The sequence below is a fragment of the Ruegeria sp. AP11 genome (assembly GCF_056535865.1).
This window is the reverse complement of sequence record NZ_JBQFJB010000001.1, coordinates 2,597,037-2,614,768: the sequence shown is the minus strand read 5'-3', so window position 1 is coordinate 2,614,768 and position 17,732 is coordinate 2,597,037. Positions and strand designations below refer to the sequence as shown.

12 protein-coding genes are annotated in these 17,732 nt (G+C 61.4%); 4 read left to right on the top strand and 8 right to left on the bottom strand.

The genetic code is table 11. From position 1 onward, the window contains the following. Positions 1 to 99: 99 nt before the first annotated feature. From mraY to mraZ, 7 genes are read right to left on the bottom strand one after another with little or no spacing between them, the layout of a single operon-like run. Positions 100 to 1,182 (bottom strand): phospho-N-acetylmuramoyl-pentapeptide-transferase, encoded by a 1,083-nt coding sequence (gene mraY / locus ACR3E4_RS13125; RefSeq protein ID WP_480530029.1) that lies wholly within the window; start codon positions 1,180 to 1,182, stop codon positions 100 to 102. Between the two features lie 34 nt (positions 1,183 to 1,216). After that, complete coding sequence (locus ACR3E4_RS13120) at positions 1,217 to 2,611, bottom strand: UDP-N-acetylmuramoyl-tripeptide--D-alanyl-D-alanine ligase (protein WP_480530589.1); 1,395 nt, start codon at positions 2,609 to 2,611, stop codon at positions 1,217 to 1,219. Next, positions 2,608 to 4,089: a UDP-N-acetylmuramoyl-L-alanyl-D-glutamate--2,6-diaminopimelate ligase gene (locus ACR3E4_RS13115; RefSeq protein ID WP_480530031.1), complete on the bottom strand. Its 1,482-nt coding sequence runs from the start codon at positions 4,087 to 4,089 to the stop codon at positions 2,608 to 2,610. The genes ACR3E4_RS13120 and ACR3E4_RS13115 overlap by 4 nt, the downstream gene beginning before the upstream one ends. A 22-nt stretch (positions 4,090 to 4,111) precedes the next feature. Continuing rightward, entirely contained in the window at positions 4,112 to 5,899 is a 1,788-nt protein-coding gene (locus ACR3E4_RS13110; RefSeq protein ID WP_480530033.1) for a peptidoglycan D,D-transpeptidase FtsI family protein, read from the bottom strand. After that, positions 5,896 to 6,264, bottom strand: coding sequence for a cell division protein FtsL (ftsL, locus tag ACR3E4_RS13105; RefSeq protein ID WP_480530035.1), 369 nt, complete (start codon positions 6,262 to 6,264; stop codon positions 5,896 to 5,898). The genes ACR3E4_RS13110 and ftsL overlap by 4 nt, the downstream gene beginning before the upstream one ends. Continuing rightward, a complete protein-coding gene (rsmH, locus tag ACR3E4_RS13100) occupies positions 6,261 to 7,253 on the bottom strand; it encodes a 16S rRNA (cytosine(1402)-N(4))-methyltransferase RsmH (protein WP_480530037.1) in 993 nt (330 codons plus the stop codon). The genes ftsL and rsmH overlap by 4 nt, the downstream gene beginning before the upstream one ends. 4 nt (positions 7,254 to 7,257) lie before the next feature. Further along, complete coding sequence (mraZ, locus tag ACR3E4_RS13095; protein ID WP_170476981.1) at positions 7,258 to 7,761, bottom strand: division/cell wall cluster transcriptional repressor MraZ; 504 nt, start codon at positions 7,759 to 7,761, stop codon at positions 7,258 to 7,260. 893 nt (positions 7,762 to 8,654) lie between these two features. On the opposite strand from mraZ, the gene ACR3E4_RS13090 reads away from it, so the two are divergent. After that, positions 8,655 to 8,873: a DUF1127 domain-containing protein gene (locus ACR3E4_RS13090; RefSeq protein WP_480530040.1), complete on the top strand. Its 219-nt coding sequence runs from the start codon at positions 8,655 to 8,657 to the stop codon at positions 8,871 to 8,873. Between the two features lie 375 nt (positions 8,874 to 9,248). Further along, a complete protein-coding gene (locus ACR3E4_RS13085) occupies positions 9,249 to 9,539 on the top strand; it encodes a DUF1330 domain-containing protein (protein WP_480530042.1) in 291 nt (96 codons plus the stop codon). 3 nt (positions 9,540 to 9,542) lie between these two features. Here ACR3E4_RS13085 and ACR3E4_RS13080 read toward each other — a convergent pair whose 3' ends face one another. After that, positions 9,543 to 11,939: an ATP-dependent helicase gene (locus tag ACR3E4_RS13080; protein ID WP_480530044.1), complete on the bottom strand. Its 2,397-nt coding sequence runs from the start codon at positions 11,937 to 11,939 to the stop codon at positions 9,543 to 9,545. 168 nt (positions 11,940 to 12,107) lie between these two features. Between ACR3E4_RS13080 and ACR3E4_RS13075 the strand changes: the two genes are divergently transcribed. Together ACR3E4_RS13075 and ACR3E4_RS13070 are read left to right on the top strand one after the other, a co-directional pair. Further along, entirely contained in the window at positions 12,108 to 13,901 is a 1,794-nt protein-coding gene (locus ACR3E4_RS13075) for a sensor domain-containing diguanylate cyclase (protein ID WP_480530046.1), read from the top strand. 366 nt (positions 13,902 to 14,267) lie between these two features. Further along, positions 14,268 to 17,705, top strand: a complete 3,438-nt coding sequence (locus ACR3E4_RS13070; protein WP_480530048.1) for a pyruvate carboxylase — start codon at positions 14,268 to 14,270, stop codon at positions 17,703 to 17,705. Positions 17,706 to 17,732: the final 27 nt, after the last annotated feature.

Below are 17,732 nucleotides of genomic sequence, written 5' to 3'. Positions count from 1 at the left end.
TTTCCCAAAGGCAAGGGCACGTTCAGGCTCGCGCGCCAGCGCGAGCCGGGCCCAACGGGTGGCAGGGGGGCCACAGGCCCTCCGAACCCGGCGGGAGCGTTACCGGACTTTCAGCGTCGCCAGCCCGATCATCGCCAGAATCAGCGAGATGATCCAAAACCGGATCACGATGGTGGGTTCCGCCCAGCCCTTTTTCTCATAGTGGTGATGGATCGGCGCCATCAGAAACACCCGACGTCCGGTGCGTTTGAAATAAAGCACCTGAATGATCACGCTCAGCGCCTCGACCACGAACAGGCCGCCCACAATGGCCAGCACCAGCTCATGCTTGGTGGCCACGGCAATCGCACCCAGCGCGCCGCCCAGGGCCAGTGATCCGGTATCACCCATGAACACCGCCGCCGGAGGGGCGTTATACCACAGAAACCCAAGACCCGCGCCAAACAGTGCTGAGGTGAAGATAAAAATCTCTCCGGTGCCGGGCACGTAATGCACGTCCAGATATTCGGTAAAGTCGACCCGCCCCACCGCATAGGCAATCACGCCCAGGGTCGAGGCCGCGATCATCGCGGGCATGATGGCCAGACCATCCAGACCGTCTGTCAGGTTCACCGCATTGGCGGCGCCGACGATGACGATCACGGCAAACGGGATATAGAACAGCCCCAGATTGATCAGCGTATCCTTGAATACCGGCAGGGCAAGTTGGTTCTGCAAATCGGCGGGGTGATGCAATCCCGCCCAGAGCGAGGCCAACACGGCGATGATAATCCCCAGCGCCAGCCGCATTTTGCTGGAAACGCCCTTGGTGTTCTGTTTCGACACTTTGGCATAGTCATCCGCAAAGCCGATCGCCGCATAGGCCAGCGTCACGAACAGCACCATCCAGACATACGGGTTGTCCCAGCGCGCCCAGATCAGGGTCGAGGTCACCAGCGCGCCCACGATCAGCAGCCCGCCCATGGTGGGGGTTCCGGCTTTGGACAGATGCGCCTCGGGGCCGTCATCGCGGATCGGCTGACCCTTGCCCTGCTTGCGGCGCAGCACGTTGATCAGCGGCTTGCCAAACAGAAACCCAAAGATCAGCGCGGTCAGAAAGGCGCCCCCTGCCCGGAACGTGATATAGCGGAAGAGGTTCCAGAAATCCCCTCCGTCCGACAAGGCGGTCAACCAATAGAACATACCAATACCTTTCTCACACGGGCATCAACGGCGCTTACGGCTCAAGCGCGCCCCCTTGCCCCATTTTCCGCAGACCGTCAACAATCTGCGCCAATGCCATGCTGAGCGAACCTTTTGCCAACACCGCATCGCCATCCCGGATCAGCTGGGACAGACGGGCGGCCATCTCATCGCTGGTCTCGGTCCACAGCCCGCGTTTGCCCTCGGGCAACGCCTGATGCAGCGATTGCATCAGCGGGCCGATGCAATGCACCTGATCGACCTGCGCCATCGCGGTCACCTCGGCCATGGCCGCGTGCATCGCCTGTTCCTGCGCGCCCAGTTCTTTCATATCGCCCAGAAACGCGATCTTGCGTTTGCCCTGCGATGCGGCCAGCACGTCCAAAGCCGCCTCCATCGAGGTTGGATTGGCGTTGTAACTGTCATCCAGCAACTCGATCCGAGCCCCATCCGTCAGCGCAATCACTTCGCGAACGCCGCGCCCCTTGACCGGGGACCAGCCGCGCAGACCGGCAACCGCCTGATCCAGATCAACCCCCAGCGCGACACAGGCAGCCAGCGCGCCCAGCGCGTTCATGGCAAAATGGGTTCCCGCAGATTGAACTTCGAAGGTAACGTCCGTGCCGCCAACGCGGCCATGCCCCTGCACCGAGTCGGGACCTTGAAGCACGTCGGTCAGGGCATAATCCCGCGCTTTGCGACCGAACTCGACGATCTTAGCACCATGTGCAGCGGCGCAGTCGCGCAGGATGCCCGCATGTTCGATATCGGCATTGACGATGGCGGTGCCGCCCGGCAGCAGCCCGTCAAAGATCGCGGCTTTTTCGTGGGCAATGCCTGCGACCGACTCGAAGGCTTCAAGGTGGACGGCGGCCACGGTGGTCACCAACCCCACATGCGGTTGCGCCTGACGCGCCAGCGGAGCGATTTCGCCCGGGTGGTTCATGCCGATCTCGATCACCGCAAACTCGGTATCGCGCGGCATCCGCGCCAGCGTCAGAGGCACGCCCCAATGATTGTTGTAGCTGGCCACGCTGGCATGGGTTTTCCCTTGGGTTTCCAGGATGCTGGCCAGCATTTCCTTGGTCGAGGTCTTGCCGACGCTGCCGGTCACCCCGACCACGCGCGCGCCTGTCCGTGCGCGGGCCGCCTGCGCCAGCGCCTCGAGCCCGGTCTGCACGTCATCGACAATCAACAGCGGCGCATCTTCGGGCACGCCTTCGGGGATATACGACACCAGCGCCGCGCCTGCGCCGTTCTCCAGCGCCTGTGCCACGAAATCATGACCGTCGCGGGCAGCCTTGAGGGCAACAAACAGGTCGCCCGGTTGCAGGGTGCGGGTATCGATGGATACGCCGGTCACTTGCCAATCGGTGGTGGCACGACCCTTGGTGGCCTCGGCGGCCGCGGCTGCGGTCCAGAGCATCAGGCGACCCTCCCGTCCAGTGCGGCCACGCTGATGCTGGCCTGTTCCACGTCGTCAAAGGGCAGAACCTGATCGCCGACGATCTGGCCGGTCTCATGGCCTTTGCCCGCGATCAGCAGGGCGTCGCCGGGTTGCAGCGCGTCGATGCCGCGCAGAATGGCCTCGGCCCGGTCGGCCACTTCGGTCGCCTCGCGCGCGCCCAGCATGACGGCGGCGCGGATCGAGGCGGGGTCTTCGCTGCGCGGGTTGTCGTCGGTGACGAAGACCAGATCGGCATTGTCCGCCGCTGCCTGCCCCATGAGCGGGCGTTTGGTGGCATCGCGGTCGCCGCCCGCGCCGACAATGGCGATCAGGCGGCCCATCACATGCGGGCGCATCGCTTTCAGCGCCGTGGCCACCGCATCGGGTGTATGGGCGTAATCGACAAACACCGCCGCGCCGTTTTCGCGGGTGGCGGCCAGTTGCATCCGGCCCCGCACGGTGGTCAGGTGCGGCAGGGTTTCAAACACGCGCTCGGGGTCCTCGCCCGCCGCAATAACCAGACCGCAGGCGAGCAGAACATTTTCAGCCTGAAACCCGCCGATCAGGTTCAGGCGGGTCTGATACACCTTGCCCTTCCAGGAAAAACGCAGGTCCTGTCCGGTGGCGTCAAACCTTTGATTCAACAGGCAAAGGTCAGAGCCCTCAGGCCCCACCGTGATGACATTCTGGCCCCGCGCCTCAGCAATCTTACGCATCTCGGCGCCTTTCGGGTCGCCAAGATTGATCACCGCGATTCCGTCTTCGGGCAGCACCCGGTCGAACAGACCCGCCTTGGCGGCGAAATAGGCCGCGAAGGTGTCGTGATAATCCAGATGGTCCTGCGTGAAGTTCGAGAATCCGGCGGCGGTCAGATGCACCCCGTCCAGACGGCGCTGTTCGAGTCCGTGCGAGGATGCCTCCATCGCCGCATGGGTCACATCGTTCTGGGCCGCCTCGGCCAAACAACGGTGCAGCGTGATTGGCTCGGGCGTGGTGTGGGCCAGCGGCGCGGTCCATGCGCCTTCAACCCCGGTGGTGCCGAGATTGACGGCGGTCAGTTCAAGCTCGGTCCAGATCTGGCGCACGAAGCTGGCCACGGATGTTTTGCCATTGGTGCCGGTAACCGCCACAATGGTCTGCGGTTGCGCGCCGAACCAGAGTGCCGTGGCACCGGCCAACGTTTGACGCGGATCCTCGGTCACGATCAATGCGGCGTCGGATGCGGCCAGTTCGGAGGCCGCGATCTCGGCCCCCTTGGCGTCGGTCAGGATGGCGGCAGCGCCCATGCGCAGGGCGTATTGGATGAACTCACCACCGTGGACGCGGGTGCCGGGAAGGGCTGCGAACAGGAAGCCGTCTTTGACCTCACGGCTGTCGACAGCCAGTCCGGTGATGTCGGGATTCGCCCCGCCCCGTGCGGTCAGGGCCAATTCGCTGAGTTTCTTTGATCGATTGCCCATGACCCACCTCTTGTCGGACAGCCTAATTTGAGGTCAGCGTTATAGCAGCGCGCGCCTCAGGCTCAAGCCGGGGTCTGAGGCCCAAAAGCGGTGCGATGCGCGCGATCAGTTCGGCGGCAACCGGCACGGCGGTCCAACCCGCTGTACGGCGCTTTTCGCCATAGGCCACGATGGACGGCTCATCCAGCGTGACGATCAGAACATATTTCGGGTCATAGGCCGGGAAGATGGTGGCGAAGGTGGCGATCACCTTGTCCTCATAGTACCCGCCGCGCGGCTTGGGCTTGTCGGCGGTGCCGGTTTTGCCCGCCACGTCATAGCCCTTCACATCGCCGAAGCTGGCCGTGCCATCGGTGACAACCTTGCGCAGCATCTGCTGAGCCTGGTTAGCGGTGTTTTCGGACATCACGCGGGGGCCGTATTGCGGACCGTTGCGGCGCAGGATGGTCGGGCTGACGTAATGCCCGCCATTGGCAATCGCCGCATAACCCGCCGCAAGGTGCATCGGGCTGGTCGACAGACCATGGCCGTAGGAGATGGTCACGGTGCTCAGCTCGCCCCATTTCTTGGGTTTGAGCGGTTGGCCGCCCTTGGCTTCGACAATCTCGAACGGGGTGGGGTCGAACATGCCCAAAGCATTCAGGAAATCCTGCTGCCGCTGACCACCGATCTGCAACGCCAGCCGCCCGGTGCCCCGGTTCGAACTGTGGACGATCACATCGGCGACGCTGATCTCACCATAGTTCTTGCCGTTGAATTCCCCGATCGGGAAACGGCCGATTTTCATCGGGCCCGAGGTGTCGATGATCGTGTTGGAATTCACCAGCCCCAACTGCACCGCCTGCGCGGCGGTGAAGATCTTGAAGACCGAGCCCAGTTCATACACGCCCTGCACATAGCGATTGAACAGCGGGCTGTCCGAGGGATCAAAGCCCGACGTCGGTGGGCGTGGACGGTCGTTGGGATCGAAGGACGGCAGCGACGCGGCCGAGACTACCTCGCCCGTATGTGCGTTCATCAGAACGGCCGAGGCCCCTTTGGCGTTCATGATCTTCATGCCGCCGTAAAGCACCTGTTCCACTGCCGCCTGAACAGTCAGGTCCAGCGACAGTTGCAGCGGCTTGTTGCCATTGGCCGGGTCGCGCAGATAGTCGTCGAACTGTTTCTCGACACCTGCGACACCGATCACCTCGGCAGCGCTGACGCCTTCACGGCCAAAGCCCGAGCCGCCCAGAATATGCGCAGCCAGTCTCCCGTTCGGATACAGCCGCATTTCGCGCGGGCCGAACAGGATGCCCGGATCGCCGATGTCATGCACGGCTTGCTTCTGCTCGGGCGAGATGCGTTTCTTGATCCACAGGAACTTGCGCTTGCCGGTGAAGTCTTTGACCAGACGGTCCCTGTCCAGATCGGGGAAGATGGCGGCCAGTTGGTCAGCGGCGGCAAACGGGTCGATCATCAGCGGCGGCTGGGCGTAGACCGAGTAAGTGTCCAGATTGGTTGCCAGAATGCGGCCTTCACGATCGACGATATTGGCGCGTTGCATGGCGATAGAGGCACCCGGCGCGCTGGCCAGCGGCTCCTGCGCCTCGGACGTCGCCAGAGCGCCCATGCGGAAGCCCACGACCGAGAAGGCGCAGAAGAAAAACAGACCCAGCACCAGCAGACGGCCTTCGGCGCGGGCACGGGCGCGGTCTTTCATGTCTTCGTGGCGCTTGCGGATATTCTCACGCTCAATCGCTTTGGGGTTTTCGCCTTTGGCGCGGGCGTCGAGGATACGGGCCAAAGGACGGAGCGGTGTGCGGGTCATGGAATCTGCACCTCGATCAGAGCCTGAACGTCGGTGATCTGCTCCAGCTCAAGCGGGTCGACAATGGGCAGGTCCGGGTCTTCGCCATAGGAAATCTGGTCAGCGCGACCAAACTGTTCGGCGCGCAGGGGCAGCAGGCCCAGACGTTCGAAATTCAGGTCTGCCAGTTCGCGCAGGCGGTCGGGCCGGTTCAGATAGGCCCATTCGGCGTTCAGCACCGCCAGCCGCGCCTGCGCCATACCGATCTTGCCCTGCAGCGATTGCGTTTCCCGCAGCACTTGCTGGGTGCGATAGTTTCCCTGATAGGCCCAGAGCGCCAGACCGAACACGGAAAGGGCTGTCAACACATACAGAATACTCTTCATCTTGCCTTCCCCCCCAGTTGCGGCATGCCGATGGCGCGGGCTTCGATTTCCCCGGCCGAAGCGTCCGTCCGGACCGCGACACGCAGCTTGGCCGAGCGCGCACGCGGATTTTCCTGCAATTCCTGATCGTCCGGCCCCACGGCCTTGCGGGTCTTCAGGGTAAATTGAGGCTGTTCCTGCTGCATCTCGGGCGCATAGCGGTTGGCCCGGCCGGTCTTGCCCGCGCGCGACTGGAAGAACCGTTTGACCATCCGATCCTCGATGGAGTGGAAAGTGACAACGGCCAGTTGCCCGCCCGGTTTCAGCGCGCGTTCGGCGGCCATGAGGCCCTGAAACAGCTCTTCATATTCCGCATTCACCGCGATGCGCAGCCCCTGAAAGCTGCGTGTCGCCGGGTGCGATTGACCGGGCTTCGGGCGCGGCAGGCAGGATTCGATGATCTCGGCCAGACGCAGGGTCGTGGTGATCGGTTCCTCAGCCCGCGCCTTGACGATGGCCTTTGCGATGCGACGGCTGGCGCGTTCCTCGCCGAAATGGAACAGGATATCGGCCAGTTGCGCCTCGGTCGCCTCGTTCACAAGATCAGCGGCGCTTTCGCCTTCCTGGCTCATGCGCATGTCCAGCGGGCCGTCTTTCATGAAGGAAAATCCGCGTTCGGCCTGATCCAGTTGCATCGACGACACGCCAAGGTCCAGCACCACACCGTCGAGCCCCTGCGCATAATCATCCATCCGAGAGAATACGCCCTGTTGCATCACCAGCCGTCCCCCGTATTCCCCGGCCCAATCGGCGGCCATTTCAAAGGCCAGCGGGTCGCGATCGACGCCGATGACTTGCTCGGCCCCGGCCTCCAGCAACCCACGGGTATAACCGCCTGCGCCGAAGGTTCCGTCCAGCCAGACACCGGATACCGGCGCCACGGTGGCCAGCAACGGGCGCAGCAGAACAGGGATATGAGGTTTGTCCGATGAGGTCTGAGCGCCGGCCATGCCGTCACCCATCCCCGATGCCGTCGAGATACTGCATCGGATCGAAATCCTCGGGCAGATCGTCCAGCCATTCCTCGGTCGTGGCCAGTTCCTCGGCCTCGTATGTCTCGGGTTTCCAGATCTGGAAGGTGTCACCGGCGGCGATAAAGAACGCTTCGTTTTCAAGATCGATCTTGTTACGCAGCTTGGCAGGCAACACCAGACGGCCGGTTTCGTCCACGTTGGTCGGGAAGGACTGACCGTGGAACATCCGCTGCAGCATCCGCCGCTGCATCGAGCCACGCGGCAGCGCGTCGATCTTGGCGTCCACCTCGTCGATCGCTTCCATCGTATAGCATTCAAGGTATTTGCGGCGGTGATCGCCATAGACAATCACAAGTTCAGGATTGTCACCGGGCTGCCAGTTGGGATCCGAAGCCTCAAGCACACGGCGAAACGAGGCCGGGATCGAGACCCTGCCCTTCGTGTCCACCTTATGGTGGCTTTCACCTCTAAACCTGCGCGCCAAGACGACTGTCCCTTTCGCTTGCGCCCCACCTCAAAATTCACGTTCCCCCCGGATGAAAAACGGCGGGTTGATCTGCTGCCACTGATCAACCCGCCGCATTGACCCGCTTTGCGGGATGTCCAGCTGCGCGCGCCACCTGGGGGGATGTCTGCTCGCCCGCGCGCCGGATCTGTTAAGTGATGAAAGCGAGATGCCTGTATGAAACCTGTTTTGTATTTTTGGTTCGGGGTCGTTTGGCGCCCCTTAACTGTCCTCGCCCTCATCGGGTATCTAAGGGATGCCATGGGAATTCATGGAAATCAACAGGAAATTTGCCTGAAGAGAATCGATTCAGACCTCGGAACGAGGTTAAAACAATCGAATTTCAAAATACATACACCACAAATTGCGACCACAGATCTGTTTGTTACCACATATCCACAAAAACTGGGTTTAGAAATTTTCCCGCGAATTCCCGAGAATTCTCTATTTAAGTACAAAAACTGTCGTTGTTGCTGCAAAAATTCGTTTGTCAGCCGCGAATCACGGCCCCCTGACGGGTCTTTCCCGTGCACAGCCCATGGTTTCCCATAAGCCGCCGCCAACATTGTCCCGGATCGGCACGTTGCTTTGCGCGCCGGCATATTCGCCCACTTAAATGACCCGCACGCACGTAAGGAATGCCCCTATGCTCTATGCACCTGACTGGCAGAGGCGTCTTTCCGCCTGCATATAGATGTATTGCAAAAGCCCATTTTGGGGTTTGCCGGAATATCCCGACAATCCATGCGCTTGCTGCATAGCAGCATTGACGACGCAAGCTATTGTGCAATTGCAGCATTCACCTATTTTCAGTCTCAAGCAAACGCCGGACGACACCGGCACGCAAGAATGAACGGATGATGAAAATGGCAATGGCAGGCACACAAACAGCTCTGAAAGGCACCCCCGCTTTCGGGATCGCCGCGCTGGTCGAAACCGTAAAAACCCGCGTTGGGCAATATTTTCTGTACCGCCAGACCGTCAACGAACTGTCGGCACTGTCGGACCGCGAACTGGCCGATCTGGGGCTGCACCGCTCGATGATCCGCCGCCTGGCGCTGCAGGCCAGCGAAGACCGCGCCACTCGATAAGCGCGACACGAAACACCGAGATCAGGTCCGTCCTCCTCCCTTTCGGACCTGTATTTCAGCGGCGACGTCTCTCCTCCTCCCTGACGTTGCCGCACCTCATACCGGCCCTGACTGCCGGAACCTGATACATCGGGGCTTTCCTCCTCCCTGCCCCGATGTTGAAAGCGCGCGGCGACGCCTTCCTCCTCCCTGACGTCGCCGCGTCTTCCTCATACCGGGATCAGACCCGGGTTCGGATACATCGGGGCTTCCTCCTCCCTGTCCTGATGTAGAAAAGAACGGCGGTTCCCCTTCCTCCTCCCTGGGAACCGCCGTTTTTCGTTTTGACGCACAAGATGTAAGCTGGGGCCGTGAACGATTTCTCAGGAGCATCCCATGGCCGCCTATTTCATCGCCCAGATTTCCATTCATGACCCCGATGGGTATCAGAAATATCTTGAAGGCTTCATGCCGATCTTTGACCGCCATGGCGGGCGTTTGCTGACCGTTTCCTCAAAACCCGTCGAAGTGATCGAGGGCAGCTGGGCCGAAGACGGCATCGTCCTGATGGAGTTTCCGGACATGGCCGCAGCCCGGGCCTGGAAGGACGACCCGGATTATGTCGAGCTGGCAAAGATCAGGCAACAAACGGCGACCGCCAATCTGGTGCTGGTCGAGGGGCTGTAAACGTCAGAACGGCACGTCGTCCTTGTTGGTCAGAAAGCGCGAGACGACTTTCTTCACCCCCGCCTTGTCGAAATCGACCTCGACCTTGTCGCCCTCGATGCCGATCACTGCGCCATAGCCGAATTTCTGGTGAAACACCCGCTCGCCCAGCGTGAAACTGGCGACAGCGGTCGCATCGATCACCGTGTTGCGGCTTTCTTTCGGCTGAGACATTCCATACTGCCCCTGCCGCGCCTGCAGGCGTTTCCAGCCGGGAGAGTTATAGACATTCGCCTCGGCCGCGCGGGTCTCGATCCCGGCTGTTGTCTGACCACCACCATAAAGGCCCGGAGGCGTCAGCACCTCCACATGGTCCTCAGGCAATTCGTCGATGAATCGCGACGGCATCGAATTCTGCCACTGCCCGAACACCCGCCGGTTGGCGGCAAAGGAGATGGTACAGACCTCTTCGGCGCGGGTAATGCCGACATAGGCCAGCCGCCGTTCCTCTTCGAGGCCCTTGAGGCCCGATTCGTCCATGGAGCGCTGCGAAGGGAACAGGCCATCTTCCCACCCCGGCAGGAACACGGCGGGAAACTCCAGCCCCTTGGCCGCGTGCAGGGTCATGATCGAGACCTTGGCCCCGTCCGAATCCTGCTCGTTATCCATCACCAGACTGACATGTTCGAGGAATCCCTGCAGGTTCTCGAAATTATCCAGTTGGTTGACCAGTTCCTTGAGGTTTTCCAGCCGCCCCGGCGCTTCGGGCGTCTTTTCGTTCTGCCAATGCGCCGTATAGCCGGATTCGTCCAAGACGATCTGCGCCAGTTCGATATGGCTGTGCTCGGGTTCGCCGTAACGAATCGGAGACACACCATCATCGATGACCGTGTCGTCATCGACCTCGATCCGCGGGCCGCGCGTCATCGCATTCCACCGCGCCAACCCGTCGATCAGCTCGCGCAGCGCCTTGCCGCCCTTGCCTTTGATCAGACCATTGTCGACCGCAATCCGAGCGCCATCGACCAGAGACACCCCGTTCTCGCGCGCCACCACCTGAATGGTTTGCTGCGCCTTGTCGCCAAGGCCGCGTTTGGGCGTATTCACGATCCGCTCGAACGCCAGATCGTCCTCGGGGCTGACCACCAGCCGGAAATAGGCCATGGCATCGCGGATCTCCATCCGCTCATAAAATCGCGGGCCACCGATCACCTTGTAGGGCAGACCGATGGTCAGGAACCGGTCCTCAAAAGCACGCATCTGGTGCGAGGCGCGGACGAGAATCGCCATCTCATCCAGGTTCATCGGGCGGATACCACGCGTGCCGCCCTGTAGCGCGTCGATCTCCTCACCGATCCAACGCGCCTCTTCCTCGCCGTCCCAATGGCCGATCAGATGGACCTTGTGGCCGTCCTCTTCGGCGGTCCAAAGCTCTTTGCCCAGACGATTTTCATTGCCACGAATGACATTCGACGCGGCGGCCAGAATATGCGGGGTCGAGCGGTAGTTCTGCTCCAGCCGCACGACGAAAGCGCCCGGGAAATCCTTTTCGAACCGCAGGATGTTGCCCACCTCGGCCCCGCGCCAGCCATAGATCGACTGGTCGTCGTCGCCGACGCAGCAGATGTTCTTGTGCCCCCCGGCCAGCAGACGCAGCCAGAGATATTGGGCGACGTTGGTATCCTGATACTCGTCCACGAGGATGTAGCGGAACCAGCGCTGGTATTGCTCCAGCACGTCCGGGTGGGTCTGGAAGATCGTCACCATGTGCAGCAACAAGTCACCAAAATCCACCGCGTTCAGTTCACGCAGGCGGGTCTGGTACTGCGCATAAAGCTCGATGCCCTTGTGATTAAAGGCCCCGGCATCCGCAGCGGGCACCTTGTCGGGCGTCAGGGCGCGGTTCTTCCAATCATCGATGATCCCCGCCAGCATCCGCGCGGGCCAGCGCTTGTCGTCGATATTGGCGGCCTGTGTGAGTTGCTTGAGCAGCCGTTTCTGATCATCGGTATCCAGAATGGTGAAGTTCGATTTCAGATCAACCAATTCCGCATGGCGGCGCAGCAGCTTGACGCAGATCGCGTGAAAGGTGCCCAGCCACGGCATCCCCTCGGCTGGGCGGCCCAGCATGCGGCCAACGCGTTCCTTCATCTCACGCGCGGCCTTGTTGGTGAAGGTCACCGCCAGAATCTCATTCTCGCGCACGCGGTGGGTTCTGAGCAGATGGGTGATCCGCGCGGTCAGCGCCTTGGTCTTGCCTGTCCCGGCCCCGGCCAGCATCAGAACCGGACCGTCCAACCGCTCGACCGCTTCGCGCTGCGCCGGGTTGAGGTCGTTCAGATAGTCTGCCGACGCCGCAGGCATCGCCCGCGCCGACAGCGATGCGCCTTCGAAGGCGTCCATTTCGTCAAAACTGCTCATGGCTCCAAACTACGCCGGATGGGCGCGAAGGGAAAGGGTTTGTTCACGGCTTGTTCGCAAGGAATTTACCACCCGTTCCGTTAAATTCTAAACAAACGCGCCGGTGCCGTTAACCCTCTGTCAAACCTCGCCAAAGATGCTGCCCTCATTGCTGTGGGAGCGCGGGTTATGAAACAGTTGGAACAAACAGGCCGGACATCGGGCCTGAAAATGGCGGGTATCTCGCTGATGCTGGTGGTGCTGACGGCGCTGGCGGGCTGGGGGATTTACGCGATCCCGGCCCCGGTGGTCGACCGGATGCTGGAAACGGATCTGCGACACCGCGCGATGCAGTTGAACCAACAGGTCGCATCTCATCTGGATGACGTGGAAGCCACGTTTCGATACGGTATGCTTGACGAGCATGATGCAGAGTTTCTGGAACTGTTGCCCCAGACTTCGGACATCTACCGTTTCAAGCTGTTTGACAGCGAAGGGCGCGTTTTCTGGTCGACCCGCGCGGCTGACATCGGAACCGTAAATACTGATTCCTTCTTTCAGGAAACCCTTGCAGTGGGCGGGTCATTTTACAAACACGAGGAACAACCGATCTCCGAGGTCAGCGCGCTGGATCACGAGGTGATGGCAGGGTCCGGCAAGGAAAGCTGTCATGTGGCCGAGATTTTTACGCCCGTCTTCAAAGACGGGCAGTTTCTGGGCGCCATCGAATTCTACGCGGACATCACGCCGCAGCGGGATTTGTTCATCAACCGCGTCCGGTGGTCTTTGGCGGTGCTGTGCGGTGTGGCTCTGTTGGCGCTGGCGGCAGTGATTCTGGTGATCTACCGAACCAATCGCAGGCAGGTGCGCGATTTGCGGGTGCGCGCTGCCAAGGAACGTGAGTTGATGGATGAACAACTGCGCCTTGCGCGTGAAGTCCGTCTGCTGGGTGAGTTGAACGAGTGGCTGCAATCCAGCCGTTCGCTGGACGAGCTGTTCGATATGGTCTCGCGCTTCATGACGCATATCCTGCCCGAGGCCGAAGGCAGCGTGTATGTCTATTCCAACTCACGCGATGTGCTGGACGGCTGCGCCAGCTGGAATGGCGGCACACACAAGGCGCATATCCACCCCGAGGGCTGTTGGGGTCTGCGGCGCGGACGGACATACGAATTCGGCGCGTCCGAGATCGATTTCGTCTGCGAACATGCCGAGCCGCATGACGGGCGGGCCTATTTCTGCTTTCCGATTCTCGCGCATGGCGAGACGGTCGGCCTGTTGCATCTGCGCGCCATTGAGGGCCGCGATGAGTGTTTCAATAAAAGCCGCAAACTGGCTCAGTTATGCTCGGAACAGATCAGCATGGCGATTGCGAATGTACGCATGCGCGATCAGTTGCATGACCAGTCGGTGCGCGACCCATTGACCGGCCTGTTCAATCGCCGCCACATGACCGACACTCTGCGCAAGTCCATCAGCCGCAGCCAGCAGACCGGCGCTCCGCTAAGTCTGATCGCGGTGGATGTGGATCACTTCAAGAAATTCAACGATACCCACGGGCATGACGCCGGCGATATGGTGCTGCGCGCGGTGGGGTCGGCGCTTGAACAGGGCTGCGACCGGGACGAGATTGCCTGTCGGATCGGCGGTGAGGAATTCATGCTGATCCTGCCGGACAACGCCCCGGATGACGCCATGACACGAGCCGAGCAGGTGCGGCAGGCGGTCGAGGCGATCACTGTCCGGTATGGCGAGAAATCGCTGCCGCGCATCACCATATCAGTCGGCGTTGCGCATTATCCGGCGCATGGCGCGATGCCGCAGGATCTGATGCGCGCGGCGGATGACGCGCTCTATATAGCCAAGGACAAGGGACGCAATCAGGTTCAGGTGGCGCAATCCGGGGCAATTGCGGGGCGTGGCGAAGACAACAGTGAAACAACCCCGACGGTTCGGCCCGCGCCCAGGAACTCGGCGGCCTGATGGCAGTGGATCGGCAACGCTGAGCGTGCTGCAGGGGTCGCAGGCCTGGGCGGATTTGCGGCCTTCAGGATGTCATCGGTGACATCAAGCAATAAGCAAAAACCAGAGAACCTGTGCACAACAGGAATCGAAGCTCCATGGAGCGGAAAATGCAGCCTATAACCCCGTGCTTGCCCGGTTGAACCCGGTTCATTCAGACACTCCAAATACAACATTTGATGCTGCGGCGCAGCGCGTGTAAAAGAAAAGCGCCAAAGGGCGGCGTTTGCGAGCGTTAACATGCCGGTTCTACCCAGAACTACAGATGTACGTGGCCCTATTGTCCGCCTATGCACTGGGCCACAGCTATAAAGACCGGGACCTGAAATGACTGACTTCAAGAAAATCCTGATTGCCAACCGCGGCGAGATTGCCATCCGCGTGATGCGGGCAGCCAACGAGATGGGCAAGCGCACCGTCGCGGTCTTCGCCGAAGAGGACAAGTTGGGCCTGCACCGGTTCAAGGCGGACGAGGCCTATCGCATCGGCGAGGACCTGGGCCCGGTTGCCGCCTATCTGTCGATTGACGAGATTATTCGCGTGGCCAAGGAATGCGGCGCCGACGCGATCCATCCCGGTTATGGCCTGCTGTCGGAAAACCCGGATTTCGTAGATGCCTGTGTTCAGAACGGCATCACCTTCATCGGCCCCAAGGCCGAGACCATGCGCGCCCTTGGCGACAAGGCCAGCGCCCGGAAGGTCGCCATTGCTGCCGACGTTCCCGTTATCCCGGCCACCGAAGTGCTGGGTGATGACATGGCAGCGATCAAGGCCGAGGCGGCCGAGATCGGATACCCTCTGATGCTGAAAGCCAGCTGGGGCGGCGGTGGGCGCGGCATGCGCCCGATCCTGTCCGAGGATGAGCTGGAAGAAAAAGTTCTGGAAGGTCGACGCGAGGCCGAAGCCGCCTTTGGCAATGGTGAGGGCTATCTGGAAAAGATGATCACCCGCGCCCGCCATGTTGAGGTGCAGATCCTCGGCGACAAGCATGGTGAGATCTATCACCTTTATGAACGGGATTGTTCGGTCCAGCGCCGCAACCAGAAGGTGGTGGAACGCGCCCCTGCCCCGTATCTGACCGAAGAGCAGCGCGCCGAAATCTGCGAGTTGGGCCGCCGCATCTGCGCCCATGTGAACTATGAATGCGCCGGTACCGTCGAATTCCTGATGGATATGAACACCGGCAAGTTCTACTTCATCGAAGTGAATCCGCGCGTGCAGGTGGAACACACCGTCACCGAGGAAGTCACCGGCATCGACATCGTGCAGGCTCAGATTCTGATCGCCGAGGGCAAGACTTTGGCCGAGGCCACCGGCAAAGCCGCGCAGGATGATATCCGTCTGAACGGCCACGCGCTGCAGACCCGAGTGACCACTGAGGATCCGCTGAACAACTTCATCCCCGATTATGGCCGCATCACCGCCTATCGCTCGGCCACCGGCATGGGCATCCGTCTGGATGGTGGCACGGCTTATGCGGGCGGGGTGATCACGCGGTATTACGATTCGCTGCTGACCAAGGTCACCGCATGGGCGCCGACGCCCGAAAAGGCGATTGCCCGTATGGACCGCGCCCTGCGCGAATTCCGTGTGCGCGGTGTCAGCACCAACATCGCCTTTGTCGAGAACCTGCTGAAGCACCCGACTTTCCTGTCGAATGAATACACCACCAAGTTCATCGACGAGACACCGGACCTGTTCGCCTTCAAAAAGCGCCGCGACCGGGGCACCAAGGTTCTGAACTATATCGCCGACATCACGGTGAACGGGCACCCTGAAACCAAGGACCGCCCCGAACCGCGCGCCGACCTGAAAGAGGCCAAAGCCCCCGCGCCCAAGGCGGAACCGATGATGGGCACCCGCAACCTGCTGGAGCAAAAAGGCCCGCAGGCTGTCGCCGACTGGATGAAGGCGCAGCGGCAATTGCTGATCACCGACACCACCATGCGCGACGGGCACCAGTCGCTGCTGGCGACCCGGATGCGCTCGATCGACATGATCAAAGTGGCGCCGACCTATGCCGCGAACCTGCCGCAGCTGTTCAGCGTCGAATGCTGGGGTGGCGCGACGTTTGATGTGGCCTATCGCTTCCTGCAGGAATGCCCATGGCAGCGCCTGCGCGACCTGCGCGAAGCGATGCCGAACCTGATGACCCAGATGCTGCTGCGCGGGGCCAACGGGGTTGGCTACACCAACTACCCCGACAACGTGGTGCAAGAGTTCGTGCGCCAGGCGGCCAAGGGTATCGACGTATTCCGCGTGTTCGATTCGCTGAACTGGGTCGAGAACATGCGCGTCGCCATGGATGCGGTGATCGAGAACAACAAGATCTGTGAAGGCACCGTTTGTTATACCGGTGACATTCTGGACCCGGACCGTGCCAAGTATGACCTGAAATACTATGTCGGCATGGCGAAGGAACTGCGCGACGCGGGCGCGCATGTGCTGGGCCTGAAGGATATGGCCGGTCTGCTGAAACCGGCCTCGGCCAAGATCCTGATCCGTGCGCTGAAGGAAGAGGTCGGGCTGCCGATCCACTTCCACACGCACGACACCGCCGGTATCGCCAGCGCCACCATTCTGGCCGCGTCCGAGGCGGGCGTGGACGCGGTGGATTGCGCTATGGACAGCTTCAGCGGCAACACCTCTCAGGCGACGTTGGGCACCGTGGTCGAGGCGCTGCGCCATACCGAGCGCGACACCGGGCTGGACATCAAGGCCATCCGCGAGATCAGCGATTACTTCGAAGCGGTGCGCGGCCAATACGCGGCCTTCGAATCCAGCCTGCAGGCCCCGGCCTCCGAGGTCTATCTGCACGAGATGCCCGGCGGCCAGTTCACCAACCTCAAGGCGCAGGCGCGCTCATTGGGGCTGGAGGAGCGCTGGCACGAAGTGGCGCAGATGTATGCCGACGTGAACCAAATGTTCGGCGATATCGTCAAGGTGACGCCATCGTCCAAGGTGGTCGGTGACATGGCGCTGATGATGGTCAGCCAGAACATGACCCGCGAACAGGTCGAGGACCCGAACACCGATGTCGCCTTCCCCGACTCGGTCGTCGACATGATGCGTGGCAATCTGGGCCAGCCTCCGGGCGGGTTCCCCGACACCATCATCCAGAAGGTCCTGAAGGACGAGGCCCCAAACACCGAGCGCCCCGGCAAGCATGTCGAAGCGGTCGATCTTGAGGCCACCCGCGCCGATCTGTCCAAACAGCTTGAGGGCAAAGAGATCGATGATGAGGACCTGAACGGATACCTGATGTATCCCAAGGTGTTCCTCGACTATATGGGCCGTCACCGCACCTATGGCCCGGTGCGCACGCTGCCGACGCGGACGTTCTTCTATGGCATGGAGCCGGGAGAGGAGATCACCGCCGAGATCGACCCGGGCAAGACGCTGGAAATCCGCTGTCAGGCCATCGGTGAGACGGATGAGAATGGCGAGGTTCGCGTGTTCTTCGAACTCAACGGCCAGCCCCGCGTGATCCGGGTGCCGAACCGACTGGTCAAGGCCACCACTGCGCAGCGCCCCAAGGCCGAGGCTGGCAACCCCAACCACATCGGCGCACCGATGCCGGGTGTGGTGGCCACGGTTGCCGCCAGCGCCGGGCAAGAGGTCAAGGAAGGCGATCTGCTGCTGACCATCGAGGCGATGAAGATGGAAACCGGCATCCACGCCGAGCGCGACGCGGTGGTCAAGGCCGTCCATGTCCAGCCCGGCGGCCAGATTGACGCAAAGGACCTTCTGGTCGAACTGGAATAACCGGTTTAGCCTTCTAAGCTAATAAGG

What these genes read in the sequence shown, in the direction of transcription:
- mraY (WP_480530029.1), bottom strand. Translation starts at nt 1,182, where the DNA reads ATGTTCTATTGGTTGACCGCCTTGTCGGACGGAGGGGATTTCTGGAAC.
- ACR3E4_RS13115 (WP_480530031.1), bottom strand. Translation starts at nt 4,089, where the DNA reads ATGGGCAATCGATCAAAGAAACTCAGCGAATTGGCCCTGACCGCACGG.
- ACR3E4_RS13110 (WP_480530033.1), bottom strand. Translation starts at nt 5,899, where the DNA reads ATGACCCGCACACCGCTCCGTCCTTTGGCCCGTATCCTCGACGCCCGC.
- ftsL (WP_480530035.1), bottom strand. Translation starts at nt 6,264, where the DNA reads ATGAAGAGTATTCTGTATGTGTTGACAGCCCTTTCCGTGTTCGGTCTG.
- rsmH (WP_480530037.1), bottom strand. Translation starts at nt 7,253, where the DNA reads ATGGCCGGCGCTCAGACCTCATCGGACAAACCTCATATCCCTGTTCTG.
- ACR3E4_RS13090 (WP_480530040.1), top strand. Translation starts at nt 8,655, where the DNA reads ATGGCAGGCACACAAACAGCTCTGAAAGGCACCCCCGCTTTCGGGATC.
- ACR3E4_RS13085 (WP_480530042.1), top strand. Translation starts at nt 9,249, where the DNA reads ATGGCCGCCTATTTCATCGCCCAGATTTCCATTCATGACCCCGATGGG.
- ACR3E4_RS13080 (WP_480530044.1), bottom strand. Translation starts at nt 11,939, where the DNA reads ATGAGCAGTTTTGACGAAATGGACGCCTTCGAAGGCGCATCGCTGTCG.
- ACR3E4_RS13075 (WP_480530046.1), top strand. Translation starts at nt 12,108, where the DNA reads ATGAAACAGTTGGAACAAACAGGCCGGACATCGGGCCTGAAAATGGCG.
- ACR3E4_RS13070 (WP_480530048.1), top strand. Translation starts at nt 14,268, where the DNA reads ATGACTGACTTCAAGAAAATCCTGATTGCCAACCGCGGCGAGATTGCC.